The sequence below is a fragment of the Salinicola sp. MIT1003 genome (assembly GCF_001858555.1).
In the GTDB taxonomy this organism is placed as follows: Bacteria; Pseudomonadota; Gammaproteobacteria; order Pseudomonadales; family Halomonadaceae; genus Salinicola; species Salinicola salarius.
This window is the reverse complement of the sequence record NZ_MCAP01000058.1, coordinates 128823-153347: the sequence shown is the minus strand read 5'-3', so window position 1 is coordinate 153347 and position 24525 is coordinate 128823. Positions and strand designations below refer to the sequence as shown.

Here is a 24525-nt window from a genome sequence, read left to right as displayed (position 1 = left end):
GTTGTTCTGACCTCGGGGCGGTTCAAACGATATCCAGCGATACCGGCTCCTTCGGGGCGGGAAAGGCATTGTCGAGCTGGGTGAGGTCGTCGCTGTCGAGTTCGATTTCCAGCGCCGCGGCATTGGCCTCGACATGAGCCAGGCTCGATGCCTTGGGAATCGCGATGACGCCTCGCGTTCCGTCCTGATTCACGCTGGTGGGGCGAATCACCCAGGCCAGCAGTATCTGGGCGGCGCTGGCACCATGCTTGTCGGCGATGTCGTTGACCACGGACGACGAGAGCAGCTTGGATCGCAGCCGCCCGCCCTGGGCCAACGGGCAGTACGCCATCACCGGAATGTGGTGATCCTGCATCCACGGAATGATGTCGACTTCGATGCCGCGAGAGCCGAGGTGATAGAGCACCTGATTGGTGGCGCAGTCGGCGGCGGCAGGCAGCGAGTCCATGGCTCTGAGGTTGCCGGCATCGAAGTTGGAAACCCCGAAGCGCCGGATCTTGCCCTGGTCACGCAGCCGTTCGAACGCCTCGAAGGTCTCCTCGAGGGGAATGTTACCGGGCCAGTGCAGCAGATAGAGATCAATCGTGTCGATGCCCAGCCGTTCGAGGCTGCGCTCGCAGGCCGCGATGGCGCTCTCCCGGCCGGCGTTCCAGGGGTAGACCTTGGAGACGATGAAGGCGTCGTCGCGCCGCCCGTGGATCGCTTCTCCGACGACCTCTTCGGCGCCGCCGTCGCCGTACATCTCGGCGGTATCGATGACCTTCAGTCCCAGGTCCAGCCCGTGGCGCAGCGCCGCGACTTCCTGCCGGCGCGGCACCTGGTTTTCTCCCATGTACCAGGTCCCCTGGCCGATGGCTGGAAGGAATATCGAGGGCGCTGCCTGGCTCTCTGGCAGCACGATGCACGGTGGCGTACTTGGGCGCGATGGCGTACTTGGCATGGAACCCCCTGTTCGTTAAGGCGTTACTGTTATGCTGGCTGCCACTCGCGGGTTTCGCAAATGGCTTTGCCGATGGCCCTGAATCTCGACCACCGAATCTCCCGGTAACCATGTAATATCGCTGAGTGCCCGCGAGACGTCGATCGACTTCCCGTGGATCCGTCTTCGACGGGCACGATCGCCTCATTCGGTTCACGTACCCCGACTCAGGAGTTCCGTCATCGACCCTTCCTTTATCGGCCTCACGCGGGCCTGGCTGGAATCCTTCGTCGTCGCCCACGACATCTGTCCCTTTGCCGGCCGCGAGTCGCGGCGGGACGCTATTCGCTACGCGGTGGCCGACGCTACCGACCTCGAGGGGCTGCTCCACGAACTGGTGGCGGAATGCCGTCGCCTGGATGCCGAGCCCGGGATCGCCACCACGCTGCTGATCGCGCCGGCCGGCATGGAGGATTTCGACGACTATCTTGATTGGCTCGAGCTGGCCGAGCGGCTGCTGGAGGATCTCGAATACACCGGCATCTACCAGTTGGCCAGCTTCCACCCGGATTACGTCTTCGACGGCGTCGAGGCGTCCGACCCGGCCAATGCGACCAATCGTTCGCCCTACCCGATGCTGCATCTTCTGCGGGAGGCCGAGCTCGAGCGGGCGCTGGCGAGCTATCCCGATCCCGAGTCGATCCCGGAGCGCAACATGGAAACGCTGCGAGCGCCGGGTTCCGAGGCGCTGGCGGCATCGCGACGCGTCCTGGCGCGGGCGGGTGGCGCAGCACAGGAATAGGCTATGCTGGTCGTGGTGCACGTGTCATCGGATACGTCGCGCTGCGATCCTTGCAATCGCTTCGCCCTTTGAGTCGTTTCTTTTGTTTGGATCGTTCTTTTTGTTTGATCATTCCTTTGGTTTGAATCGTTCTTTAGCGGAGAGACAACCATGCAGAGCGTGACGCGAGGCGGCGTACCCGTCGAGGTGGGAGGCGACTTTCCCGTCGTCGGCGAGACGGCGCCTGCCTTTACCCTGACCAATGGCGAGCTGGAAGACGTGTCGCTGTCGGATTTTGCCGGCCGCCGCAAAGTGCTCAACATCATTCCCAGCGTCGACACCAGAACCTGTGCGATGTCCACGCGCAAGTTCAACGAATATGCCAGCGGGCTCGACAACACGGCGGTGCTGATCGTGTCGGCGGATCTGCCGTTTGCCCAGAGCCGTTTCTGCGGCGCCGAAGGGCTGGATCGGGTGATCACGCTCTCCTGCTTCCGCCATCCGGAGTTCCGGGAGCGCTACGGTGTCGCCTTGCAGAGCGGCGTGATGGCGGGGCTCTGTGCCCGGGCCGTCATCGTGATCGACGAGCAGGACAAGGTCGTGCATGCCGAGCTGGTCAGCGAGATCAAGAACGAGCCGAATTACGACGCGGCGCTCGAGGCGCTCAAGGCGTAGCGAATTCCCCGCTTCAGGCGGGAGTCGGTGAGTCGGGGCGGATGACGTCTGGCGCAGGTGGTCTACACTGATCCCCATCCCATCCACCGCGATGGCCGATGACGTCGAAACGTCATAGCAAACCAGAAGGAGTTGACGATGACGATCAAGAAATCCGGATCTGCCGAATGGAAAGGCAGCCTGAAGAAAGGCAAGGGTGTCGTCTCCACCGAGAGCGGCGCACTCAAGGAGAGCCCATACGGCTTCAATACCCGTTTCGAGGGTCAGCCCGGCACCAACCCGGAGGAGCTGATCGCTTCCGCTCATGCCAGCTGCTTCTCGATGGCGCTGTCCATGATGCTGGGCGAAGAGGGCATCGAGCCGGATAGCATCAAGACCGATGCCACCGTGATCATGGAGCAGGACGACAGCGGCTTCACCATTACCGAAGTCCAGCTCAAGACCGTCGCCAAGATTCCGGGTGCCGACCAGGCGACGTTTGATAGCGCCGCCCAGAAGGCCAAGGAAGGCTGCCCGATTTCCAAGCTTCTAAAGGCCAAGATTTCGCTGGATGCCAAACTGGAAAGTTGAGCATCGGGCGATAGCGAAAAGCCGGCTCGCGAGGCCGGCATCATGATGAATCGCGTATCGTCAGGATGACGCAACGCAGGCAGTAACACGCAGGCAGTAGCAACAGGACAGGAAGTCCAGGTTCAAGCGGTGATTCGAAGGCGGGCCGAGAGGCCCGCCTTTCGTATTTCCGGGGCTTGGCCGCCACGGTTCGATCGAGCAACGATTGACATCGATGAAGCCGCCAGTACAATGAGCGCGCCTATCGAATTGCGGATGTGGTGGAATTGGTAGACACGCTAGATTTAGGTTCTAGTGCCGAAAGGTGTGGGAGTTCGAGTCTCCCCATCCGCACCAAGCAAGTTTTCTGATGCTCCCCTGAAGTCACACCGTTCCCGAAAAGCCAGTACCCATGCGGCTTTCTCTCCTTGATTTAACCCGATCAACCTACTTCATACGCTCTCGCGCTGTACATCGATATGTATATCGAAAGTTCGGTATGTAATCCTGCGTCGCAGGACGCCATGAGCGCTCGTGAATCCAGCGGCGGTCTGCCTCGCCATACTTTCTTGCTCACTGTACCTTCTTGCCCAATATACTTTCTTGCTCAACGAGCGATTATTCGTCGAGATGGCGTATCCATTGGCGGACGCGCCATCGCTGCAGCCGATTGGCGTAGCGTTTGGTAGCCAGCGATACCGGAACCAGAGTGCAGGCATCGCCCTCTTTCATGTGCAGGCGGAAGCGGCGCTCCGCACCGATCGGATGATCTTCACTGCCGTAGATGGCGACGACGCGGATATCGAGAAAATGAAAGACGGTATCATCCGTCGGGCGGTTGCGCTCGAGCGCCACACCGTGGACGCTGCACAACCGCTTCAGAATGGCCTCGAAAGTCCCGACGTGACTGTAGCTCCCGGAGAGCATGGGACCCTGGCTGGACTGCATGCCCTGCCTACGCTCTTCGTGTTCCGCTTCCGACGAGCCCTCGGTATCGGGCCCGTCCTGCTGATGGTCGGCCTCGCAGTCGATCATGTCATTGGTCAACGATCCCTTGCTGGTGTGCAAGGTCACGATGATATGTTCCAGAAAGATCGGCTCGGAGCTCATGTTGCTGATCAGGCAAAGCGAGGTCAGGTCGTTGCCGTGACCCCGGTTGATGATGATGCGGGGGCGCCGTGTTCGGGCGAAATTCCGGTAGAGAATCTGGGCGTAGAAAAACCATACGAAGAGCGTCAGTATGCTCGTGATGGCGCTAATCGCTTTACTGTGTTCTGACAACCACTCCATGGTCGTGATCGGCTCCTGCCTGTTCGACTCGAAAAGACGACAATGTAGGCGAGAACGATGGCGGGCGATATAACTCAGTTTGTGTAACAGGACACGGACGAGGCCAAGCGCCGGCGCTTCAGTTTTCGCCGCCGCGGTCGACATCATCATTGAAAGGATCAACAGCGAAGCGGTCGAGAGAGCAATCGATGATGCGGCGTCTGGAAGTGGTGCGGCCAATGGCTCGCAGGTTGGTGGACTGGATCAACGCCCAGTTGAAGCGGGCGCTGCCGGGCTACTGTGCCTTTTGCCATACGGCCGTCGCTGACGGTTCGCCCTGGTGTGCCGAGTGCTTCGCGGATATGCCCTGGAATCGGAGCGCTTGCGCTCTCTGTGCCGAACCGCTGCCGATGCTCTCCTCTCCGTCTTCAGTGTTGCGCCGGTGTGGGCGATGCTTGAAGCATCCGCCCGCGCAGCAGGCCGCGTGGGTGCCGCTGCGCTACGAGTCGCGGGTGGCCCGTCTGATACAGCGCTACAAGTTCTCGGCGGATGCGAGGGCGGGCGAGGTGCTGGTCCAGCTCATGCTTGCCACCCTGAGCCGGTCGCCTGATGTCGGCGAGGCGGTGATCGGCGTGCCCGGGCAGCACGAGCGGACTCGGGAGCGGGGATTCGACCACACGGCGTGGCTGGCGAAGCGTCTGGCCGCGCGGTTGAAAATGCCGGTGATCGAGGCCGAACGACGGCGCGAGACGCCATCCCAGCGCGGCCTGGACCGCCTCTCTCGGCAGCGCAATGTGAAGCGTGCGTTCACCGTGGCCCAGCCGTTACCGCCGGCGGTCGTGGTCGTCGATGACGTGATGACTACCGGCGCGACGCTGGAGTCGCTGGCAATCGCCTGCCGGGAAGCCGGGGCGCGGCGGGTCACGGTGCTGGCCTTCGCGCGTACGCCCTCGGCACGAATCTGATAGCATGCGCGCATGCAACTCCGCCGTCAGTCGAGGTCCGTATGAGCGCCGTTTCCCTGCATCCGTTCGAGACATTGACGCCGCAGCGGGTCGTCGAGGCCGTCGAGTCTCTCGGCTTCTGGTTGCCCGGCGAGCCGTTCGCGCTCAACAGCTACGAGAATCGAGTCTATTCGTTGACCGACGACGACCGCCGTCGCTGGGTCGTGAAGTTCTATCGCCCGGAGCGCTGGAGCGACGAGCAGATTCTCGAAGAGCACGAATTTCTACAGGCGCTCGCGGCGGAGTCGATTTCGGTGGGGGCGCCCTGGGCAGACGATACGGGCCGGACGCTGCATCACTTCGAGGGTTTCCGCTTTGCCCTGTTCGCGCATGTCGTCGGCCAGGCCCCGGAGCTCGAAGACCCGGCGCATCTCTTTGCTCTCGGCGAACTGATCGGCCGGGTCCATGAGGTTGGGGCTCGCCAGCCTTTCCGTTATCGGCTGCGGCTCGATCCGAATACCATGATCGAGGAGAGTCGCAGTCGAGTCCTCGCGGCGAGCTGGCTCGATGCTCGCCAGCGCAAGACCTACGACCGCGTGATCGATTCGCTCTTGCCGCTGCTGGCGGAGCACGCCTGGCCGGACAGCGCGATGCAGCGCGTTCACGGCGATTGTCATCTCGGCAACATGCTGGGGCGCGACGAGCAGTTCTCTCTGGTCGACTTCGATGACTGCCTGATGGCGCCTGCGGTACAGGATCTGTGGATGCTGCTGACCGCGCAATCTCCCGAAGAGTGGCAGATGCAGCTGTCCGAAATCATCGAAGGCTACGAGATGGCCCGCGAATTCGACCGTCGCCAGCTCGAATGGATCGAGGCCCTGCGAACCTTGCGGCTGATTCGTCACAGTGCCTGGGTGACGGCGCGCTGGGAAGATCCGGCGTTTCCCCGAGCCTTCCCCTACGTCGCCGAGAGCGGCTACTGGGACCAGCATATCCGCCATCTCGAGCAGCAGCGCGTGGCCCTCGACTCGCCGCGCTGGCTGGCCTGATCGGCTAGCGTCCTGTCGAAGCGTGCGACTCGACCCCGTGACGAGTCGCAACGCGAATTGTCCATATCGACGAGATTGCCTGTGCCGGCGAGATTGTCTGTACCGGCGAAATTGCCTGGATCGACGAGATAGTGGTGCCGCCGGAGTTTCGCTAGAATCGGCTGATACGATTGGGGCCGAATGTGATCGCGGCCGCGAGCATTCGATGACGATACCGATAGACAAGGCAGCAACATGACAGAGCAACTGGCAGGCCACTTCCACGGGATTCTCGAGAAGCTGGGGGAAGATCCCCAGCGCGAGGGCCTGCGCGATACCCCGATGCGTGCCGCCAAGGCCATGCAGTTCCTGACCCAAGGCTACAGCCAGTCGCTGGAGACGCTGGTCAACGGCGCGGTCTTCGCTTCCGATACCGATGAAATGGTGCTGATCAAGGACATCGAGATGTACTCGATGTGCGAGCACCACGTGCTGCCGTTCATCGGCAAGTGCCACATTGCCTATCTTCCCCAGGGCAAGGTGCTGGGGCTATCAAAGTTCGCACGGATCGTCGATATGTATGCCCGCCGGCTGCAGATCCAGGAAAACCTGACCCGTGAAATCGCCGAGGCGATCATGCAGGTCACGGGAGCCCTCGGCGTTGGCGTGGTGATCGAGGCGCAGCATATGTGCATGATGATGCGCGGCGTCGAAAAGCAGAATTCCAGCATGACCACGTCGGTGATGCTGGGAAGTTTCCGCAAGAACCAGACGACGCGTCAGGAGTTCCTGATGCTGGTCAACGGTCGCTGATAGAAGCGCCGTCAATCGTCGCATTCGTCAAAAGCCAGTCGGTAAAGTCAGCCGTTAAAGTCAGCCGTTAAAGAGAGCCACAAGGATAGCTGCATGGATGGTCGCCTTTTTCATTTCGACGACGAAGCCCAGACCGGCGAGGTGGAGGGGAGCGACGGCAAGCGCTATCCGTTCGATTTCGCACAGTGGCGTGGCCGCGGCCTGCCCAGCGCCGGCACCCCGGTTCGCTTCGAACTTCGTGACGGACAGGCGATCCAGGTCTTCAATCGCCCCGAGGCGCAGCGCCGCGCCAGCAGCACTCGCGGCATCGACGGCAAGACGCGGCGCAAACGACTTTCCCACTGGGCGCTGGCGGCGTTCGTGGTGTCGGTCGTCGGGCTGAGCGCCGGGCGTTACGCGCCGGTGGTGGAAGTCGTGGCGATCGTGCTGGCCTGGCTGGGATTGCGTCACGTGCATCGCCAGCCCCAGCAATTCAAAGGCTACTGGCTGAGCGGTGCCGCGATCGCGATTGCCGTCGGCGTGACGCTCTGGTCGCAGCTGTAATCGCCCTGGCCCCGAATGGCATCGCGGTGGTGCTGCCATGGAATCGGTCCGGTTATGAATGACTCGCGGCGTGACCGATCGTGACTGGCACAGGTGACGCTAACGCGCCATCCTTGACGCAGGAGTCGTGACACTGGCATCACTGTCACACGCCGTCGTCATGAACGATTTCATTGCTCGTCGCACCACGGCAACGGCCGGCCTGCGTGGGCCGAATGCCCGCGATCGGCAAGCACATCAAGGAAGGAGTGAGTCATGCAATCCGACAAAGCACAGTCCGTCAAAGCCGAGTCTGTCAAAGAGAGCGCGCTGTTCAGACCTTTTGCCTATATCGACGGTAACTGGGTTGCCGCCGACAGCGGCGAGCAGATCGATGTCGATAACCCCGCCACGGGCGAGATCCTGGGGCATATGCCGCGACTGGGTCGCGCCGAGACCGAGCGTGCCATCGACGCTGCCGAGGCCGCATTGCCGGCGTGGCGCAACCACACCGCGCTGGAGCGGGCCGACATCCTGATGAAGTGGTACGAGCTGATGCTCGAGAACAAGGATGAGCTGGCGGCGATCATGACCGCCGAGCAGGGCAAGCCGGTCAAGGAAGCGGCGGGCGAGATCGTCTATGCCGCCAGTTTCATGCGCTGGTTTGCCGAGGAAGCGCGGCGCATCTATGGCGACACCATCCCTGCAGCCAGCAACCAGCAGCGCATCGTGGTCACCAAGCAGCCGGTGGGCGTCGTCGGCGCTATCACGCCGTGGAACTTCCCCTCGTCGATGATCACGCGCAAGGCCGCGGCTGCGCTGGCGGCGGGCTGCACCATCGTGATCAAGCCGGCCAGCCAGACACCGTTCTCCGCGACCGCGCTGGCCGCACTGGCAGAGCAGGCCGGTGTCCCGCGTGGCGTGTTCAACGTGGTGCCGGGCAAGGCCAGCGAGATCGCCAAGGCGATGACGGACTCCCCGGTGGTACGCAAGGTCACCTTCACTGGCTCGACCGAAGTCGGCAGCTCGTTGATGGCCGGCGCTGCGCAGCATATCCAGAAGATTTCGCTGGAACTGGGCGGCAACGCGCCGTTCCTGGTGTTCGAGGATGCCGACCTGGACGCCGCGGTCGAAGGGGCGATCGCCTCCAAGTTCCGCAATGCCGGACAGACCTGCGTCTGCACCAACCGCTTCCTGGTCCAGTCGAGCGTGATCAACGCGTTCAGCGAGAAGCTGGCGGCGGCTATGAACAGCGAGCTCAAGGTCGGGGAAGGATTCGAGGAGGGCGTCAACATCGGCCCGCTGATCGATGACGACGCCGTGGCCAAGGTGACAGATCATATCAAGGACGCCACCGACAAGGGCGCGCAGCTGCTGCTCGGCGGCCACGAGCATTCTCTGGGCGGGCGTTTCTTCTCTCCGACGCTGGTCAGCCACGCCACGCCGGAGATGAAGGTTGCCAGCGAAGAGACCTTCGGTCCCCTGGCCGCGGTATTCCCCTTCGAGACGGAAGAGGAAGCCGTGCGCATGGCCAACGACACCCAGTTCGGGCTGGCCTCCTACTTCTACTCGAAGGATCTGGGGCGTGTCTGGCGCGTCGCCGAAGCGCTCGAGTACGGCATGGTCGGCATCAACACCGGCCTGATCTCCAACGCCAGCGCCCCGTTCGGCGGCGTCAAGGCCTCCGGCCTCGGCCGCGAAGGCTCCAAGTACGGCCTCGATGAGTATCTCGAGACCAAATACCTCTGCATCGATCTGGGGAAAGAGCCAGACTGAGCTTCGAGCTTCGAGCTTCGAGCTTCGAGCTTCGAGCTTCGAGCTTCGAGCTTCGAATGAAGAACGCCAGCGACAATGTCGCTGGCGTTCTTCGTTCAACAGTCACACTGTTCTTCGCGGCTCGCGGCTCGCGGCTCGCGGCTCGCGGCTCGCGGCTCGCGGCTCAGTGTCGGAAGTGGCGCATGCCGGTAAATACCATCGCGATGCCCGCTTCGTTGGCGGCGGCGATCACTTCCTCGTCGCGCATCGAGCCGCCCGGCTGGATCACGGCGGTGATGCCGGCGGCGGCGGCGTTGTCCAGGCCATCGCGGAAGGGGAAGAAGGCGTCCGATGCCATGACGGAGCCTTCGACCTGCAGGCCGGCATGTTCGGCCTTGATACCGGCGATGCGGGCGGAGTTGACGCGGCTCATCTGGCCGGCGCCGACGCCGACGGTCTGGCGGTTCCTGGCGTAGACGATAGCGTTGGACTTCACGAACTTGGCGACCTTCCAGGCGAAGACGAGGTCGTGCAGCTCCTGCTCGGTCGGCGCCCGCTGGGTGACCACCTTGAGATCCTCGGCGGCGATCATGCCGGTATCGCGGCTCTGTACCAGCAGGCCGCCGTTGACGCGCTTGTAGTCCCAGCCTTCGGCGCTCTTCGCGGGCAGCTCACCGCACTCCAGCAGGCGCACGTTGGTCTTGCTGGCGACGGCTTCGCGGGCTTCCGCCGAGATGCGCGGTGCGATGATGACCTCGACGAACTGGCGCGCGACGATCGCGCTGGCGGTATCGCCGTCCAGCTCACGGTTGAAGGCGATGATGCCGCCGAAGGCGGATTCGCTGTCGGTCGCGAAGGCGAGATCGTAGGCCTTGCGGATGCCGCCGTCGGCTTCCGGCACCACGGCGACGCCGCAGGGGTTGGCATGCTTGACGATCACGCAGGCCGGCTTGGTGAAGGACTTGACGCACTCCAGCGCTGCATCGGTATCGGCGACATTATTGAAGGAGAGCGCCTTGCCCTGGAGCTGTTCGGCGGTGGCAATGCTGGCTTCCTGCTGGCCGGGTTCGCCCGTGCCTGACTCGACCGTGCCCGATTCAATGTAAAACGCGGCTTTCTGGTGCGGGTTCTCGCCGTAGCGCATGCCTTGCTTCTTGGTGAACTGCAGCGACAGGGTGCGCGGGAAATCGGGCTCGCCGTTACCCACGCGCTGGCCGAAGTAGTTGGCGATGGCGGCATCGTAGGCGGCGGTATGCTCGAACGCCTTGATTGCCAGGTCGAAGCGGGTCTTGTGGCTGACGCCGCCCTCATGGCTGGCCATGTCCTTCAGAACGCGGGAATAGTCGTCGGCGCTGACCACGATCGTGGTGTGCTCGTGGTTCTTGGCGCAGGCGCGAACCATCGTCGGGCCGCCGATATCGATGTTCTCGACCGCGTCCTCCAGCGTGCAGTCCGGCTTGGCGACGGTCTGCTCGAACGGGTAGAGATTGACCACGACCATGTCGATGGGGTCGATGCCGTGTTCCGCCATGACGGCGTCGTCCTGCCCGCGCCGGCCGAGGATCCCGCCGTGAATCTTCGGGTGCAGCGTCTTGACCCGGCCATCCATGATCTCCGGGAAACCGGTGTGGGCCGAGACCTCGGTCACGGCGATGTCGTTTTCCTGGAGCAGGCGGTAGGTGCCGCCGGTCGAGAGCAGCTCGACGCCGCGAGCCGCCAGCTCACGGGCGAAGTCGACGACGCCGGTCTTGTCGGACACGCTGAGCAGTGCGCGACGGATGGCCCGGGGGGCAGTAGAAGCAGAATTTTGAGACATGCCAGTCCACTCTTTTTTACGGCGAGACGGTTGACGATGAGACGGCTGGCGCCCAGGGCATCGCCCGTCCGGATAGGCTCCGCTGGAGCGAAGCGAAGGAGATTCGGGTCAGGTCGTACGGTCGTGTCGTTGTTTCGGATCGTGCCGGCTGGGTCGAATCACAATGGTGGATCGAACCGCACCGTTAGATCAAATCGTACTGCTTGAGCTTCTTGCGCAGCGTGCCACGGTTGAGACCGAGCAGTTCGGCAGCGCGGGTCTGGTTGCCTTCCACGTTGCGCATCACGACCTCGAGCAGGGGCGCTTCGACTTCCGCCAGTACCATGGTGTAGAGATTCGAGACGGACTCTCCCTCGAGGTGCGAAAAGTAGCGCTCCATGACGCGCTCGACGCACTCTCTCAACGTCGTGTGAGACAGCGCATCGGGCATCTGAAGAGGGTCGACCTCGGATGGGGATTCACCATCGAGGGCTAAAGGCTGCCGGCTATTCATGCTGCGTGGGTTCCGTTACCGATCGCGGCGGCGTCACCGCGAAAGAGTTCATGGAGAAACTCGAATTGTTGCGTTGCCTGCTCGAGACGATTGAAACGGGCACGGTGTTCGCGGCCGGGGTCACGCGCGGCGAGATACCAGCCGACATGCTTGCGGGCGACTCTGACGCCGAGATAGTCGCCGTAATGCTCGTGCAGCGCGCGCAGGTGACGTTGCATGGTAGTAGCGACCTCTTCCGCGCTGGGCGGCGCATGTTCGCGGCCGGTACGCAGGTAATGCTCGATCTCTCTGAACAGCCACGGGTTGCCCTGGGCACCGCGACCGATCATCACCGCATCGGCGCCGGTGTAGGCCAGTACTTCGGCGGCGCGTTGCGGCGTAGTAATGTCCCCGTTGGCAAAGACCGGTATCGACACCTGCTGCTTGATCGCCGCGATGGTGTCGTATTCGGCCGTCCCGGTGTAACGCTGCTCGCGGGTCCGGCCATGCACGGCCAGCGCGGCGATGCCGGCGTCCTCGGCAAGCCTGGCGACACGTTCCCCGTTGCGGCTCTCGGCGCACCAGCCGGTGCGAATCTTCAGCGTGACCGGAATGTCGACTGCCGCTACCACGGCCTCGAGAATGTCCGCGACCAGCTTCTCGTCCCGCAGCAGGGCAGAGCCCGCCGCCTTGTTGCAGACCTTCTTGGCCGGGCAGCCCATGTTGATGTCGACGATCTCGGCGCCGGCTTCGGCGTTGAGCCGTGCGGCTTCGGCGAGCATCTGCGGATCGCCGCCGGCAATCTGTACCGAACGCGGCCCCGGCTCGCCGCGATGGATCATGCGCTGGCGCGACTTGCGGGTATGCCACAGCCGACTATCGGATGTCACCATCTCCGACACCACCAGGCCAGCGCCCAGCTCGCGGCAAAGCTGTCGGAAAGGACGATCGGTTACCCCGGCCATGGGGGCCAGAATCACGCGGTTGGGTAGCGTGTGATGGCCGATGCGGGGTAACGGGCGATCGGTCTGCGGTGACACCAAATCACGCATCGTTACAGAGGCTCAGGCAAAACGGGGAGGCTATGATACCGATCACCCTGACGTTGTTGAAGCGCTGTTTGTCGACTCGAGACCTAAGCCGTAGCGCGCAGGCGTGGCGCATGAAGCACTTTCAGGCATGGGCAGCGCAGCATGAATGCCTTCGCAGCGAAAGGCCGGGACGAGGAGCGCCGTTACAAAACCTCAGCCCGGCCGACGCCCGGTCAGCAGAATCCAGCCCTCTTTTTCCTGCGGCTCGTCCATGAGGATGCCTTGGGCGCGATAGGCGTCCAGCACCGATTCTGCCTGGGCGGCGAGGATGCCCGACAGCGCCAGCTGGCCGGCGGGGCGGACCCGGGCGGCGATCGTCGGAGCCATCTCGATCAGCGGCCCGGCCAGGATGTTGGCGACGACGACCTCGAACTCGCCCCGGCCGATCTTTTCCGGGTAGTCGAGGATCAGGCTCGCCTCGTCGATCTGGTTGCGCTCGGCGTTGTCGCGGCTCGCCTGCAATGCCTGCGGGTCGATATCGACCCCGACGGCGGTATCGGCTCCCAGCTTGAGCGCGGCGATGGCGAGAATGCCGGAGCCGCAGCCGTAGTCGAGCACCTGCCGTCCGGCGAGATCCTGTGCATCCAGCCAGCCGAGGCAGAGTGCGGTTGTGGGGTGGGTGCCAGTGCCGAAGGCGAGGCCGGGATCGAGCAGCAGGTTGACCGCGTCGGGATCGGGCGCCTCGTGCCAGCTCGGCACGATCCACAGACGCTGACCCATGCGCAGCGGTTCGAAGCCGTCCATCCATTCGCGCTCCCAGTCGCGATCGGCCAGCAGCTCGTACTCGATCTGCGGCGCCGGGTCGTCGGGCAACTGCTCGGCCCAGGCGCGCCGAACGCGTTCGATCATCGCCTCGACCTCGTTGAGGTCGTCGTAAAGCCCCGTGAGGACGGTTTCCGACCACAGCGGGGTCGTGCCACGGTCGGGTTCGAATACCGGCTCGTCGTGGGCATCCTGCAGGGTGATCGCGCTGGCGCCCTCGGCAAGCAGCAGCTCTTCCAGCCATTCGGCCTGCTCGGGGGCGATGGATGCCTTGAGTTGTAGCCACGCCATGGACAGCTCTCCCGGAATGAAGTTTGTGCTCTGTCTGCATGAGCCGGGCTCGCCGGTTTCAGGCAGAGCCTGAGACTCGAGTGAAGATCAGGACGAAAACGGGGCGGCCTTCGAAGGATAGGCCGCCCCGTCGTCAATGCCCGGAAATCAACTCAGCCCGAGCTTCTTTTCAAGATAGTGGATATTGACGCCGCCACGCTGGAAGGCGCTGTCACGTACCAGATCCTTCTGCAGATCGATATTGGTCTTGATGCCCTCGACCAGCAGCTCGTCCAGCGCATTGCGCATCCGCACCAGGGCTATTTCGCGATCCGCCCCCCAGGTGATCAGCTTGCCGATCAGGGAGTCGTAATGCGGCGGCACGCTGTAGCCAGTGTAGATATGGGAATCCATGCGCACCCCGAGACCGCCCGGCGGGTGGTAGAGGTTGATCTTGCCGGGAGAGGGCATGAAGGTGCGGGAATCTTCGGCGTTGATGCGACATTCGAAGGCGTGGCCGCGCAGCTCGACATCTTCCTGGCGGATCGACAACGGCTGACCGCAGGCGATACGCAGCTGTTCCTTGACGATATCGACGCCGGTGACCATTTCGGTCACGGGGTGTTCGACCTGGACGCGCGTGTTCATCTCGATGAAGAAGAACTCGCCGTCTTCGTACAGGAATTCGAAGGTCCCGGCGCCACGGTAGTTGATCTCGATGCAGGCGTCGGTACAGGCCTTCAGCACCTTGGCGCGCGCTTCCGGGTCGAGATGTGGCGCCGGGGCTTCCTCGAGCACCTTCTGATGGCGGCGCTGCAGCGAGCAGTCGCGATCGTAGAGATGGATCGCGTTGCCCTGACCGTCGGCCAGCACCTGGACTTCCACGTGGCGCGGGTTCTCGAGGAACTTCTCCATGTAGACGGTGCCGTCGCCGAAAGCCGCTGCGGCTTCAGAGCGCGTCACGCTGGCCGCCTTGGCGACTTCATCGTCGTTGCGCACCACGCGCATGCCGCGGCCGCCGCCACCGGCTGCCGCCTTGATGATCACCGGATAGCCGATACGGCCGGCGATACGACGGATCTCGGCGTCGTCGTCCGGCAGCGGACCGTCGGAACCCGGCACCGTCGGCACGCCCGCCGCCTTCATGGCGTTGATCGCACTGACCTTGTCGCCCATCAGCCGGATGGTCTCGGCGCGTGGTCCGACGAAGGTGAATCCGGAGCGCTCCACCTGTTCGGCGAAGTTGGCATTCTCGGCGAGAAAGCCGTAGCCGGGGTGGATGGCGCTGGAGTCCGTCACCTCGGCCGCGCTGATCAGGGCCGGGATGTTCAAGTAGGATTGCGCCGAGGAAGCGGGGCCGATGCAGACGGCTTCGTCTGCCAGGCGCACGTGCATCAGCTCCCGATCGGCCTTGGAATGAACCGCCACGGTCTTGATCCCCAGCTCCTTGCAGGCGCGCAGGATGCGAAGGGCGATCTCGCCGCGGTTGGCGATGAGTACCTTGTCCAACATGATGGTTTCGCTCGTGTGGCCCTAGTTGAAGATGATCAGTTGATGATGATCATCGGCTGGTCGAATTCGACCGGCTCGCCATCCTCGACCAGGATTGCTTCGATCACGCCATCCTTGTCGGCTTCGATCTGGTTCATCATCTTCATCGCTTCGACGATACACACGGTATCGCCTTTCTTGACGCTCTGGCCGACTTCGACGAATGCCTTGGCGCCGGGCGCCGGGGAGCGGTAGAAGGTGCCGACCATGGGCGAGGTCACTGCGTGACCGGCAGGCTGGGCCGGTGCCGCGTCGCCGGCTTCGGCAACCGGCGCGCTCGGTGCCGCTGGTGCGGAAGGTGCCATCGGCTGCTGCTGTTGCATGACCATTGGCTGCTGCATGGCGCCGAAACCGTTAGGGTGGCGGCTGATGCGCACGGACTCTTCGCCTTCCTGGATCTCGATTTCGCTGATGTTGGACTCTTCCAGGAGTTCGATGAGCTTCTTGACCTTGCGTATATCCATGGCGATGTCTCGGTTTGGTTGAATGCGATAGTTGGATATGACAGTAGCGTGCGACGCGAAGTGTCGCTAAACGTCTGCTGGCGAAAAAGGGATCAGTCTCGATCCAGCTGTGCAAGCGCGGCGTCCAGCGCCAGCACATAGCTGTCGGCGCCGAAGCCCGCGATGACGCCACGGGCGACGTCGGAGAAATAGGAGTGTGAACGAAACGGTTCGCGCGCGTGCACGTTGGAAAGGTGCAGTTCGATGAACGGAATGGCGACGCCGGTCAGCGCGTCGCGCAGGGCCACGCTGGTGTGGGTGAAAGCGGCCGGGTTGAGCAGGATGAAATCGATGTTCTCCTGCTTCGCGCGGTGCACCCGCTCGACCAGTTCGTGCTCGGCGTTGGACTGTAGCCAATCCAGTTGATGACCGGCGCTCAGTGCGCGCTCGGTCAAGCGAATCCGGATGTCCTCCAGGGTGGTCGTGCCGTAGACCGCCGGCTCGCGTGTGCCGAGCAGATTCAGGTTGGGACCGTTGAGAACCAGGAGTCTAGCCATGACTGTCCTTGCGCTGTTAACCCTTTCATGGATTGTCGAGATCGCGTCACTTTGTTGCAAGATGGCGTCTCGGCGCACCGTTTTCGTTGGTGTCGAAGTTTGCCGAAAAATGCTGAGAGTGTCCACCCTCACCATCGAACGATGTTCGTTAATACCTGGTTTCCATTGCCGAGGGTTAACGGCGCAGAACCATGAACCAGGAGCTGCGAACTAAGAACTGAGAACTAAGAACTAAGAACTGAAAGCCAAGAACTAGGAACCGGACGCCACTGAAGAGCGGTCATGTGCCAGCCGCTTCACCGCATCCAGATGGCGAGTCAGCGCTTCGGCGTCGACTTCTCCCTGGATGCGGGCCCGTCGAAGCTCCGTGCCGTCGGCGAAAAACAGCAGCGCCGGTGGCCCGAACAGCTGGTAGTGATCGAGCAGCTCACGGCTTGCGGTGGTGTCCTGGGTCACGTCGGCGCGGATCAATGTGAAATCCGCCAGGCGTTCGGCCACGGCCGGCGCGGGGAAGACCGTCTGCTCCATCACTTTGCACGAGATGCACCATTCGGCGCTGACATCGACCATGATCGGCCGCCCGCTGGCACGCGCCGAGGCCAGTGCCGACTCGAGCTGGTCGAGGTGATTGACGGTCCGGGAGGCCAGGTTCGACGTTTCCGAAGACGCCTCGGCGTTCGATCCCGGCAAGGGGCGCAGTGGATCGCCACTACCCTGGGCCGCGCCCCAGACCATCGCCACGCCCCACACCAGCAGTACCCAGCCGGCCGCCTGGCGCACCCGCGGCCAGCCACCGCCGATCTGTCTATCCAGCGCGCCGAGGGCCAGCGCGCAACCCAGCGTCAGCGCTCCCCACAGCAGCAAGACCGCCGGTGCCGGCAGCAGGCGCTCGACCAGCCAGATCGCGACGCCCAGCAGCATCACGCCGAACAACGCCTTGATGCCTTTCATCCAGGCGCCGGCGCGGGGCAGCCACTGCCCGCCGAAAGTCCCGACGAGAATCAGCGGCACCCCCATGCCGGCACCCAGCGCGAGCAGCGCCAGTGCGCCGCCCAGGGCGTCGCCGGTGGAGGAGATGAAGACCAGCGCGCCGGCCAGCGGTGCGGAAACGCAGGGTGACACCACCAGCACCGACAGGGCGCCGGCCGCGGCCAGGCCGAGCGGGCCGCTGCGCTGCATTCGGCCTTGCCAGGTATCGACCCGCTGGCTGATCCCGTTGGGAAGCCGCAGGTCGAACGCGCCGAACATCGCCATCGCGAAGAGCACGAAAAGCAGCGCGAAGGGGACCAGTATCCAGCCGGATTGCAGCCGCGCCTGGAGATTGAGCGAGGCGCCGAAGACGCCCATCAGCGTGCCGAGCAGCGTGAACGTCGAGACCATGCCGATCACATAGCTCGCCGATAGCAGCAGCGCCCGCCCGCGACGCGCGTTCTGGCCCACGATGATGGAGGTCAGGATCGGCAGCATGGGCAGCACGCAGGGGGTGAAGGTCAGCCCTAGCCCCGCGAGGAAGAAAAGCCCCAGCGTGCTCGCCCCGAGGCCTTCACGGAGCAGGGATTGAAACTGGCCATCGGCGGTGGCGACCGGCAGCGCGGTGCTCTCGCTGGCTGAAGCGGGCGACAGAGCCGCCGTTGGTCTAGACGTGCCGGGGATAGACCTGTCGGGGACAGACACTTCGGGAACGGCGGCCGAATTCGAGAGCGGTTCGTCCCCGGGCGATGCGGAGAAAGGATCGCGGGTGGCCTCGGGACCGGATGCCGGCGATAGGATCGGCGAGGCCTTGGCGTCACGGCTGGCATCGCGATAGGCGGCGGGCGGCGGCCCGGCCTTGGCGGTCAGCGACCAGTGCTCGGGGGGATAACAGAGCCCCGCATCGGCACACCCCTGGAAGGAGAGCGTGATCGGTATCGGAGCCTGGGAGGCGAGGTCGTCACCGCCGGCCAGCGGCGCGCTGATCTCGACCTGATCGTAGAAGACATGGACATCGCCCAGATATTGATCGTGCTTGAACTGGCCGGGCGGGATCCTGAACGATCCCAGCGCGATTCCGGGTTGGCGACTTTCCAGGCCGAAGCGATGACGATAGAGATAGTAGCCGGGCTGGTTGCGGATGCCGACGTAGACCCGTTCGTCGTCATGCCAGGCGTAGGCATGAAAGGCCTGATCGACCGGCAGGAACTCGTTGCCGCCGCGAGCGGAAAAGGCGGCCTGATTCGAGGAAGCGGGAGAGTCCTGTGCCTGGGCAAGGGCTGCCAACAGGCAGTAGCCGAGCACCAGGAGGCATCCGTAAAAGCGTGACGTCAAAACATGAATTCCTGACAGCGATGAAAGCGCAGACCTGGCGTGCCTGCTCATGGTGAATCCGAGCATGCCGCCCGCCTTGTTGCTCGTTCGTGCGTACCTGTCACGTTCGTAGTCGCGAAAGGCGAATGACGCTTTGATCGCATGGGGCGAGAAAAGTGCCGCGGCGACAGCGCAGTAGGCCGATATGCAGCGAAAGACGGGCTGCGTGTGACGGGGAGCATGATAGGATAGAGTCAATCCTATCCCAACCCTGTTTCCGTTGACGCTGGCTCTCTGCGCCGGTTTTTACAACTGATCGTCACAACCGGTTTTCACTCTCAGCAATCACAAGGATCGTCCATGGCCCTGTTTCGCAAGAAGGCGCCGCTATCGCGCACCGAGGTTCTCGAAACGCCCCAGTACGGCTGGATCTGGAAGCCGCTGGTGGCACTGGTCGTCATCTATCTGCTGGTCTGCATCGTCCTCGGCATCTGGTGGAGCTGGACCCCGTCACCGACAGATCCCAGGCAGGCGGTCCAGATGCAGCGCGGCTTCCCGCAGAGCGTGGATACCGGCGGCAATGACGCCCAATCGCCGCCGGCCACCGCGCCAGGCGAGGCGCTTCTTGCCAGTAACATCTCGATTCTCGATACGCTGCTCGACAAGCCCGGCGGCTACCTGCGCAACGATGTGATGCCGCCCGGGCTGTGGCTCGACAACATGCCCAACTGGGAAGCCGGTGTGACCCGGCAGGTTCGCGATGCGGTGGCCCTGCTGGGTGAGTCGCTGAGCGTGGGCGATGCGCCGCTGGCGCAGGCCAACGAATCGCTTGCCGGCGATCTGGAAAGCTGGCGCTGGCCGGCCTCCGAAACCGTATTGCGCGCGGCGCGCAACAATCTCGGCGAAGCCTTCACCGCCGTGGAGAACGCTGCCGGCCCTGGGGCGCCCAATCAGGACGCTGCCGCTTCGACTGACGCACCCGCTTCGCTCGATGCTTCGGCGCTCTCCGACTGGCTGGCACAGGTTCAGCAGCGCCTGGAAACCCAGACCCGGCAACTGGCTGCCAACGTCGGCCAGTCGCCGAATGGCGATGAGCAGGACGACAGCACGCCGTGGCTGCGAATCGACAACGTGTTCTTCGAGGCTCGCGGCACCACCTGGGCGCTGGCGCAGCTGATGCAGGCCGCCAGGATCGATTACGCCGATGTCATCGAGAGCAGCGGCGTCGGCGCCGATTTCGATCAACTGGTGGCGGAGCTGGAAAGCTCCCAGGCGCGGGTCTGGAGCCCGGTCATTCTCAACGGCTCCGGATTCGGGCTGTTCGCCAACCACTCGCTGATGATGGCCAACTACACGGTGCGGGCGTCTCAGTTGGCCGAGAAGATCCGCAATCAACTTTGAGCCTGACCTGAACGGCCTATGAGCCGTAACGCAAAACGCCGCCCCGGTTTCGATGCCGGGGCGGCGTTTTTCATCGTTTCATCAGAGCCTCGAGCAAAAGCCGAGGCTCGACGAACGGTCGCGGCGCTTACTCGTTCTCGTAGGCGGCGACGGCCTTTTCGATGGCCTTGCGGGCGGCGTCGGCGCCGTCCCAGGAGTCGATCTTGACCCACTTGCCTTTCTCGAGATCCTTGTAGTTCTCGAAGAAGTGAGCGATCTGCTGGCGCAGTAGCTCGGGCAAATCGGTGACTTCGTGGACATCGTTGTAGAGCGCGCTCAGCTTCTCGTGGGGCACGCAGACCAGCTTGGCATCTTCGCCGGCCTCGTCGGACATGTTCAGCACGCCGACCGGACGGGCGCGGATCACGCTGCCGGGCTGGACCGGATAGGGGGTGACGACAAGCGCGTCGAGCGGGTCGCCATCATCGGCCAGGGTGTTCGGAATGAAGCCGTAGTTGGCCGGGTAGAACATCGGCGTGGCCATGAAGCGGTCGACCACCAGCGCGTCCATGTCCTTGTCGATTTCATATTTGATCGGCGCGTGGTTGGCGGGAATCTCGATCGCCACGTACACGTCGTTGGGGAGATCCTTTCCGGCGGGAATCTTGTCGAAACTCATCGTTGAGTCCTTGCGGTTTGCAGGTTGAACACCAGCGGGCGAAAATCGGGGGAATTATACGAACTGGCTAGGCCGATTACCAACCTGGGCATTGACCTCCGTCCATGCGGGTTAGCCGATGCCGAGGTGTCGTGCCGCTTCGGTCGTCGATTCGAGGTTGCCCGATCACTCGCCGTTCGTCGATCCATTGGGAGAAAGCCGTTGTCCAAGAGTTCGCTGTCACTGACCTACGGCCAGGCCTTCGTCGCGCCGGACCTGCACCGTCATCGCAGCTCGATGTCGGTGCAGATCCCTCAGGGCGAGCAGTTGTTCTCCAAGGGAGGCTGCGCGCTGATCAGTGATTCCACCTGGCGCAACTCGATCGCCAAGCAGGCCGGCGATCTCAGCGTGAGGGGCTTTCTGGCCGACTACTACTCGACGCCGGATCACTGGGACATCAAGACCTCGGCCACTCGCGTGCTGCGGGCACTGAACAGCTGGTGCCACAGCCAGAGCGGCTATATCGAAGGCGGCAGCTACATCTGCTCGTTGTCGGCGATGATCTTTCATCAGCACGATGCGCATCTCTTCCACATGGGCGATACCCTGGTCTATCGAATCCGCGGGGCGGAGTTCGAACAACTGACCCGCGACCACGTCACCGATCTGGGCGGCTATCGCTACCCCTCGCGGGCGCTGGGGATGGATGGTCATGTCGATATCGACTATTCCACCTTTCCCCTCAAGCAGGGGGATCTGTTCCTGTTCATGACCCAGGCCGTCCGCGGCACGCTGGTGCCCTCGGAGTACGTGCAGCTGATCCGCGCCGATGTCAGCGATCTCGACGCCGCCTGCGAGCGGCTGGCCAAAGCCGCCAACCAGCGCGCCATCGAGCGGGGCTACAACGCCAACCAGTTCTGCTTCCAGTTGGTGAGGGTCGATCGCCTCTCCGACGACGAGCCGAACGAGCAGCCCCGCGTCTTTCATCACCTGCCGGTGCCGCCGGAACTGGCCAAGGGGGAGCGTCTCGATGGCCTGGAAGTCGTCGAGGTCCTGTCGCGCACCGCCAAGGCGCGTCTCTATCATGTGCGGGATGTGCGCAGCGGACGCGACATGGTGATGAAGGCGCCGAGTCCGGAGCTTTCGACCCGTAACGTCTATCTCGAACACTTCGGTCTGCAGCAGTGGGTCGTCGAGCGCGTCAACACGCCGTTCGTGGTCAAGGTGATGGAGCCGGCGAGAACGCGCCGCTATCTCTACTATCTGATGAGCTACGTCGACGGCGAAACGCTGACGGAATGGCTGAGAAGGCACCCGCAGGCCAGTCTCGACCAGCGGCTCGACATCGCGCGGCAGCTGGTCAAGGCGGTACAGGCGCTGCATCGTCACGATGTGCTGCATCAGCATATCCACCCGAACAACATTCTCATCGACCGACACGGCAATCTGGTGCTGACCGATTTCGGCGCCTGCCACAAGCGCGAGGGCGACGCCCAGGGCGAGGCACGCCAGCTTGCACGTCAGGTCGGCCTGACCGAGCACAGTGCGCCGGAGTACGCGCTGGATACCGAGGTCGGTCGTCGTAGCGACCAGTATTCGCTGGCATCCACCGTCTACTGGATGCTCACCGGGCATCTGCCGTACACCCTGCTGCCTAACCATCTGCGCAGTCATACCGATCTGGAGCAGATGACCTACCGTCGCGCCCAATTGAGCAATCCGGCGATCAGCACCAATCTCGACGACGCGCTGCGGCGCTCGCTCGATCCGCTGCGCGCGCTGCGATTCCGGCGGCTCACGGAGCTCGCCTATCATCTGCGGGCGACCCCCAAGGGCGACGACGAAAGCCGGCGCCCGCCATGGCGGGAACCAGCGAACGTGTGGCAGGCGATCGCCACCGTACTGCTGCTGTTGCTGATTCTTTCCTGGTGGTTCAAGTAGCGATGTAACCCGTGCGCTCGGCTGACCGGGCCGGGTGATGGCATCACCAACGAAGAGGGCGCCGTGATGGCGCCCTCCGCGTTTTTGCCGGGTTGCGTGTGGCTTCAGACCGGTTCGCCCTACGGCATGCCCAGCCAGTTGGGCAGGCCCAGCGACAGGAATGGCACGTAGGTGACCAGCAGCAGGAAGCCGAGCAGCAGGAACAGCCAGGGAGAAGCCGCCCGGATCGTGCGCGTCAGCGGCATGCCGGTAACGGCGGAAGCCACGAACAGGTTCAGACCCACCGGCGGCGTCACCAGGCCGATCTCCATGTTGACCACCATGATGATGCCGAAATGGATCGGATCGATGCCCAGTTGTGCCGCCACCGGGAACAGGATCGGCGCCAGGATCAGAATGATCGCCGACGGCTCCATGAACGATCCTGCTACCAGCAGCACGATATTGACTACCAGCAGGAAGGTGATCGGCGAGAAGCCCTGATCCACGACCCATGCCGTGATCGTCTGCGGGATCTGCTCCGTGGTCAGCACATGGGCGAACAGCATCGCGTTGGCGATGATGAACATCAGCACCACCGACAACTTGGCGGCGTCGAGCAGCACGCCCGGGCACTGCTTGAAGGTGATGTCCCGATAGACGAACAGGGCCACGAAGCCGGCGTAGACGGCGGCTACCGCCGCAGCCTCGGTGGGCGTGAAGAACCCGCCGTAGATACCGCCGAGCACGATCACGATGGTCAACAGCCCCCAACTGGCCTTGCGGGCCGTGGAGAGAAATTCACCGATCGAGGGGCGGGGCAGGGCCGGCATCTTCTTGACGCGGGCGACGATATAGATCGCCACCATCAGGATCAGGCCCAGCAGCAGCCCGGGCACGATACCCGCGACGAAGATCTTGCCGACAGAGCTTTCGGTGACCGTGGCATAGACCACCATCACGATCGACGGCGGGATCAGGATGCCTAGCGTCCCCGCGTTGCAGACGATGCCGGTGGCGAAATCCTTGGTGTAGCCGGACCGCGCCATCCCGGCGATGACCACCGAGCCCACTGCCGCGACCGTCGCCGGGGAGGAGCCGGAGAGCGCCGCGAACATGACGCAGGAGAGTACCGAAGCGATCGCCAGGCCGCCGCGAATATGCCCGACGCAGGCGTTGGCGAAATTGATGAGCCTTCTTGCCACGCCACCGCTGGTCATGAAGGCGCCGGCGAGAATGAAGAACGGAATCGCCAGCAGCGTATAGTGCTCGGAGGTCTCGAACAGCTTGATCGCCAGCGAGCTCAGGGAATCCTGGCTGAACAGCAGGATCGTCAACGAACTGGCAATGCCCAGCGAGAATGCGATCGGCACGTTGAGGAAGAGTAGGCCGAAAAGCACCACGAACAGAAAGGCGATGGTCATGCCGACTTCTCCTCAGTGCTGGCTTCTTCCTTGAGCTTCAGGGCGTCCGTGGACTCGTTGCTCAATTCCATGGTGATCTGCTTGCCGCGCAGCATGCGCACCAGCACCTCGATCAGGCGGATAAGGACCAGCGTGAAGCCGATCGGCACGATGATCGTGATATGCCATTGCAGCACGCCGTACTGGTCGAGATCCTCGGCGCCGATCCGCGCGCGCATCAGTGCCTGTACCCAGGTGTAGCTGGAGACGGCGAACAGGGCGGTGTAGGCGATGCAGATCAGGCACGTCAGGATGCCCACGGCGCGTCGCAGACGCTCCGGCAGCAGCCGGACGAGCAGGTCGACCCCGATGTTGGCACCGATGCGCACGATATAGGCAATGCCCAGGAAGATCAGCCAGGCGAAGCACGCCTTGGTCAGGGCGATGCTCCAGGTCATCTCCTGGGCCAGATCGATGATGAAATCACCGATCGCGAAGAGCGGCGTTTCCGCGAACGGGAACAGGTCCGCCGCATCGTAGAAGACGGTATAGAGGTTGTTGACCATCACGTAGCTGAAGGTCACCAGGGTCATGAGGGCGAGGAGGAAGGCCACCAGGCCCTCCTCCAGATGCGCCCAGGCACGCAGGAAACGTGTCATGGTTC

At 63.3% G+C, this 24525-nt stretch carries 23 protein-coding genes and 1 tRNA gene; 11 read left to right on the top strand and 13 right to left on the bottom strand.

The window, feature by feature from the left end; genetic code table 11:
- Positions 1–22: 22 nt before the first annotated feature.
- Positions 23–940 (bottom strand): aldo/keto reductase, encoded by a 918-nt coding sequence (locus BC443_RS16605; RefSeq protein WP_083387479.1) that lies wholly within the window; start codon positions 938–940, stop codon positions 23–25.
- Between the two features lie 220 nt (positions 941–1160).
- On the opposite strand from BC443_RS16605, the gene BC443_RS16600 reads away from it, so the two are divergent.
- The 4 genes from BC443_RS16600 to BC443_RS16585 all read left to right on the top strand — a co-directional run bounded on the left by BC443_RS16600 (position 1161) and on the right by BC443_RS16585 (position 3281).
- The gene (locus BC443_RS16600; RefSeq protein ID WP_071232941.1) at positions 1161–1721 is read left to right on the top strand and encodes a DUF1415 domain-containing protein; all 561 of its coding nucleotides are present in this window, start codon (positions 1161–1163) and stop codon (positions 1719–1721) included.
- A 150-nt stretch (positions 1722–1871) separates the two neighbouring features.
- A complete protein-coding gene (gene tpx / locus BC443_RS16595; RefSeq protein ID WP_071232940.1) occupies positions 1872–2375 on the top strand; it encodes a thiol peroxidase in 504 nt (167 codons plus the stop codon).
- Positions 2376–2513: 138 nt separating this feature from the next.
- Complete coding sequence (locus BC443_RS16590; RefSeq protein ID WP_071232939.1) at positions 2514–2945, top strand: OsmC family protein; 432 nt, start codon at positions 2514–2516, stop codon at positions 2943–2945.
- Between the two features lie 251 nt (positions 2946–3196).
- A tRNA-Leu gene (locus BC443_RS16585) sits at positions 3197–3281 on the top strand.
- 261 nt (positions 3282–3542) lie between these two features.
- On the opposite strand, the gene BC443_RS16580 is transcribed toward BC443_RS16585, so the two are convergent.
- Entirely contained in the window at positions 3543–4214 is a 672-nt protein-coding gene (locus BC443_RS16580) for a hypothetical protein (RefSeq protein ID WP_071232938.1), read from the bottom strand.
- 218 nt (positions 4215–4432) lie between these two features.
- On the opposite strand from BC443_RS16580, the gene BC443_RS16575 reads away from it, so the two are divergent.
- The 5 genes from BC443_RS16575 (at position 4433) to BC443_RS16555 (ending at position 9276) form a co-directional block, all read left to right on the top strand.
- Complete coding sequence (locus BC443_RS16575; RefSeq protein ID WP_071232975.1) at positions 4433–5158, top strand: ComF family protein; 726 nt, start codon at positions 4433–4435, stop codon at positions 5156–5158.
- A 41-nt stretch (positions 5159–5199) separates the two neighbouring features.
- Positions 5200–6186 carry a serine/threonine protein kinase gene (locus BC443_RS16570; protein ID WP_071232937.1) on the top strand — a complete coding sequence of 329 codons (987 nt, stop codon included), beginning with the start codon at positions 5200–5202 and terminating at the stop codon, positions 6184–6186.
- 234 nt (positions 6187–6420) lie between these two features.
- Positions 6421–6978: a GTP cyclohydrolase I FolE gene (gene folE / locus BC443_RS16565; RefSeq protein ID WP_071232936.1), complete on the top strand. Its 558-nt coding sequence runs from the start codon at positions 6421–6423 to the stop codon at positions 6976–6978.
- Positions 6979–7071: 93 nt separating this feature from the next.
- Positions 7072–7521 (top strand): hypothetical protein, encoded by a 450-nt coding sequence (locus BC443_RS16560; RefSeq protein ID WP_071232935.1) that lies wholly within the window; start codon positions 7072–7074, stop codon positions 7519–7521.
- A 255-nt stretch (positions 7522–7776) separates the two neighbouring features.
- On the top strand, positions 7777–9276 hold the full coding sequence (locus BC443_RS16555) for an NAD-dependent succinate-semialdehyde dehydrogenase (protein ID WP_071232934.1): 1500 nt from the start codon (positions 7777–7779) through the stop codon (positions 9274–9276).
- A gap of 163 nt (positions 9277–9439) precedes the next feature.
- Here BC443_RS16555 and purH read toward each other — a convergent pair whose 3' ends face one another.
- The 8 genes from purH to dsbD all read right to left on the bottom strand — a co-directional run bounded on the left by purH (position 9440) and on the right by dsbD (position 18521).
- The gene (gene purH / locus BC443_RS16550; protein ID WP_071232933.1) at positions 9440–11071 is read right to left on the bottom strand and encodes a bifunctional phosphoribosylaminoimidazolecarboxamide formyltransferase/IMP cyclohydrolase; all 1632 of its coding nucleotides are present in this window, start codon (positions 11069–11071) and stop codon (positions 9440–9442) included.
- A 184-nt stretch (positions 11072–11255) separates the two neighbouring features.
- The gene (fis, locus tag BC443_RS16545; protein WP_071232932.1) at positions 11256–11501 is read right to left on the bottom strand and encodes a DNA-binding transcriptional regulator Fis; all 246 of its coding nucleotides are present in this window, start codon (positions 11499–11501) and stop codon (positions 11256–11258) included.
- A gap of 59 nt (positions 11502–11560) precedes the next feature.
- Positions 11561–12595 (bottom strand): tRNA dihydrouridine synthase DusB, encoded by a 1035-nt coding sequence (gene dusB / locus BC443_RS16540; RefSeq protein ID WP_071232931.1) that lies wholly within the window; start codon positions 12593–12595, stop codon positions 11561–11563.
- Positions 12596–12787: 192 nt separating this feature from the next.
- The gene (gene prmA, locus BC443_RS16535; RefSeq protein ID WP_071232930.1) at positions 12788–13687 is read right to left on the bottom strand and encodes a 50S ribosomal protein L11 methyltransferase; all 900 of its coding nucleotides are present in this window, start codon (positions 13685–13687) and stop codon (positions 12788–12790) included.
- A 147-nt stretch (positions 13688–13834) separates the two neighbouring features.
- Positions 13835–15178, bottom strand: coding sequence for an acetyl-CoA carboxylase biotin carboxylase subunit (gene accC / locus BC443_RS16530; RefSeq protein WP_071232929.1), 1344 nt, complete (start codon positions 15176–15178; stop codon positions 13835–13837).
- A gap of 35 nt (positions 15179–15213) precedes the next feature.
- Complete coding sequence (accB, locus tag BC443_RS16525; RefSeq protein ID WP_071232928.1) at positions 15214–15681, bottom strand: acetyl-CoA carboxylase biotin carboxyl carrier protein; 468 nt, start codon at positions 15679–15681, stop codon at positions 15214–15216.
- A gap of 92 nt (positions 15682–15773) precedes the next feature.
- Entirely contained in the window at positions 15774–16217 is a 444-nt protein-coding gene (aroQ, locus tag BC443_RS16520; RefSeq protein ID WP_071232927.1) for a type II 3-dehydroquinate dehydratase, read from the bottom strand.
- 252 nt (positions 16218–16469) lie between these two features.
- Complete coding sequence (gene dsbD / locus BC443_RS16515; RefSeq protein ID WP_071232926.1) at positions 16470–18521, bottom strand: protein-disulfide reductase DsbD; 2052 nt, start codon at positions 18519–18521, stop codon at positions 16470–16472.
- 339 nt (positions 18522–18860) lie between these two features.
- Here dsbD and BC443_RS16510 point away from each other — a divergent pair, with 339 nt between their 5' ends.
- A complete protein-coding gene (locus tag BC443_RS16510) occupies positions 18861–19901 on the top strand; it encodes a DUF2333 family protein (protein ID WP_071232925.1) in 1041 nt (346 codons plus the stop codon).
- A 127-nt stretch (positions 19902–20028) separates the two neighbouring features.
- Here the strand turns inward: BC443_RS16510 and ppa are convergent, their stop codons facing one another.
- Positions 20029–20559, bottom strand: a complete 531-nt coding sequence (gene ppa / locus BC443_RS16505) for an inorganic diphosphatase (RefSeq protein ID WP_071232924.1) — start codon at positions 20557–20559, stop codon at positions 20029–20031.
- Positions 20560–20760: 201 nt separating this feature from the next.
- Between ppa and BC443_RS16500 the strand changes: the two genes are divergently transcribed.
- Positions 20761–22479 (top strand): bifunctional protein-serine/threonine kinase/phosphatase, encoded by a 1719-nt coding sequence (locus BC443_RS16500; protein ID WP_071232923.1) that lies wholly within the window; start codon positions 20761–20763, stop codon positions 22477–22479.
- A 119-nt stretch (positions 22480–22598) separates the two neighbouring features.
- Here BC443_RS16500 and BC443_RS16495 read toward each other — a convergent pair whose 3' ends face one another.
- Both BC443_RS16495 and BC443_RS16490 read right to left on the bottom strand, forming a co-directional pair.
- Positions 22599–23882, bottom strand: a complete 1284-nt coding sequence (locus BC443_RS16495) for a TRAP transporter large permease (protein ID WP_071232922.1) — start codon at positions 23880–23882, stop codon at positions 22599–22601.
- Positions 23879–24520 (bottom strand): TRAP transporter small permease, encoded by a 642-nt coding sequence (locus BC443_RS16490; RefSeq protein ID WP_071232921.1) that lies wholly within the window; start codon positions 24518–24520, stop codon positions 23879–23881. The genes BC443_RS16495 and BC443_RS16490 overlap by 4 nt, the downstream gene beginning before the upstream one ends.
- Positions 24521–24525: the final 5 nt, after the last annotated feature.

Excerpts from the sequence above, each read along its gene's own strand:
- BC443_RS16605 (WP_083387479.1), bottom strand. The coding sequence starts at position 940 with ATGCCAAGTACGCCATCGCGCCCAAGTACGCCACCGTGCATCGTGCTG.
- tpx (WP_071232940.1), top strand. The coding sequence starts at position 1,872 with ATGCAGAGCGTGACGCGAGGCGGCGTACCCGTCGAGGTGGGAGGCGAC.
- BC443_RS16590 (WP_071232939.1), top strand. The coding sequence starts at position 2,514 with ATGACGATCAAGAAATCCGGATCTGCCGAATGGAAAGGCAGCCTGAAG.
- BC443_RS16580 (WP_071232938.1), bottom strand. The coding sequence starts at position 4,214 with ATGGAGTGGTTGTCAGAACACAGTAAAGCGATTAGCGCCATCACGAGC.
- BC443_RS16575 (WP_071232975.1), top strand. The coding sequence starts at position 4,433 with ATGGCTCGCAGGTTGGTGGACTGGATCAACGCCCAGTTGAAGCGGGCG.
- BC443_RS16570 (WP_071232937.1), top strand. The coding sequence starts at position 5,200 with ATGAGCGCCGTTTCCCTGCATCCGTTCGAGACATTGACGCCGCAGCGG.
- folE (WP_071232936.1), top strand. The coding sequence starts at position 6,421 with ATGACAGAGCAACTGGCAGGCCACTTCCACGGGATTCTCGAGAAGCTG.
- BC443_RS16560 (WP_071232935.1), top strand. The coding sequence starts at position 7,072 with ATGGATGGTCGCCTTTTTCATTTCGACGACGAAGCCCAGACCGGCGAG.
- BC443_RS16555 (WP_071232934.1), top strand. The coding sequence starts at position 7,777 with ATGCAATCCGACAAAGCACAGTCCGTCAAAGCCGAGTCTGTCAAAGAG.
- purH (WP_071232933.1), bottom strand. The coding sequence starts at position 11,071 with ATGTCTCAAAATTCTGCTTCTACTGCCCCCCGGGCCATCCGTCGCGCA.
- fis (WP_071232932.1), bottom strand. The coding sequence starts at position 11,501 with ATGCCCGATGCGCTGTCTCACACGACGTTGAGAGAGTGCGTCGAGCGC.
- dusB (WP_071232931.1), bottom strand. The coding sequence starts at position 12,595 with ATGCGTGATTTGGTGTCACCGCAGACCGATCGCCCGTTACCCCGCATC.
- prmA (WP_071232930.1), bottom strand. The coding sequence starts at position 13,687 with ATGGCGTGGCTACAACTCAAGGCATCCATCGCCCCCGAGCAGGCCGAA.
- accC (WP_071232929.1), bottom strand. The coding sequence starts at position 15,178 with ATGTTGGACAAGGTACTCATCGCCAACCGCGGCGAGATCGCCCTTCGC.
- accB (WP_071232928.1), bottom strand. The coding sequence starts at position 15,681 with ATGGATATACGCAAGGTCAAGAAGCTCATCGAACTCCTGGAAGAGTCC.
- aroQ (WP_071232927.1), bottom strand. The coding sequence starts at position 16,217 with ATGGCTAGACTCCTGGTTCTCAACGGTCCCAACCTGAATCTGCTCGGC.
- BC443_RS16510 (WP_071232925.1), top strand. The coding sequence starts at position 18,861 with ATGGCCCTGTTTCGCAAGAAGGCGCCGCTATCGCGCACCGAGGTTCTC.
- ppa (WP_071232924.1), bottom strand. The coding sequence starts at position 20,559 with ATGAGTTTCGACAAGATTCCCGCCGGAAAGGATCTCCCCAACGACGTG.
- BC443_RS16495 (WP_071232922.1), bottom strand. The coding sequence starts at position 23,882 with ATGACCATCGCCTTTCTGTTCGTGGTGCTTTTCGGCCTACTCTTCCTC.
- BC443_RS16490 (WP_071232921.1), bottom strand. The coding sequence starts at position 24,520 with ATGACACGTTTCCTGCGTGCCTGGGCGCATCTGGAGGAGGGCCTGGTG.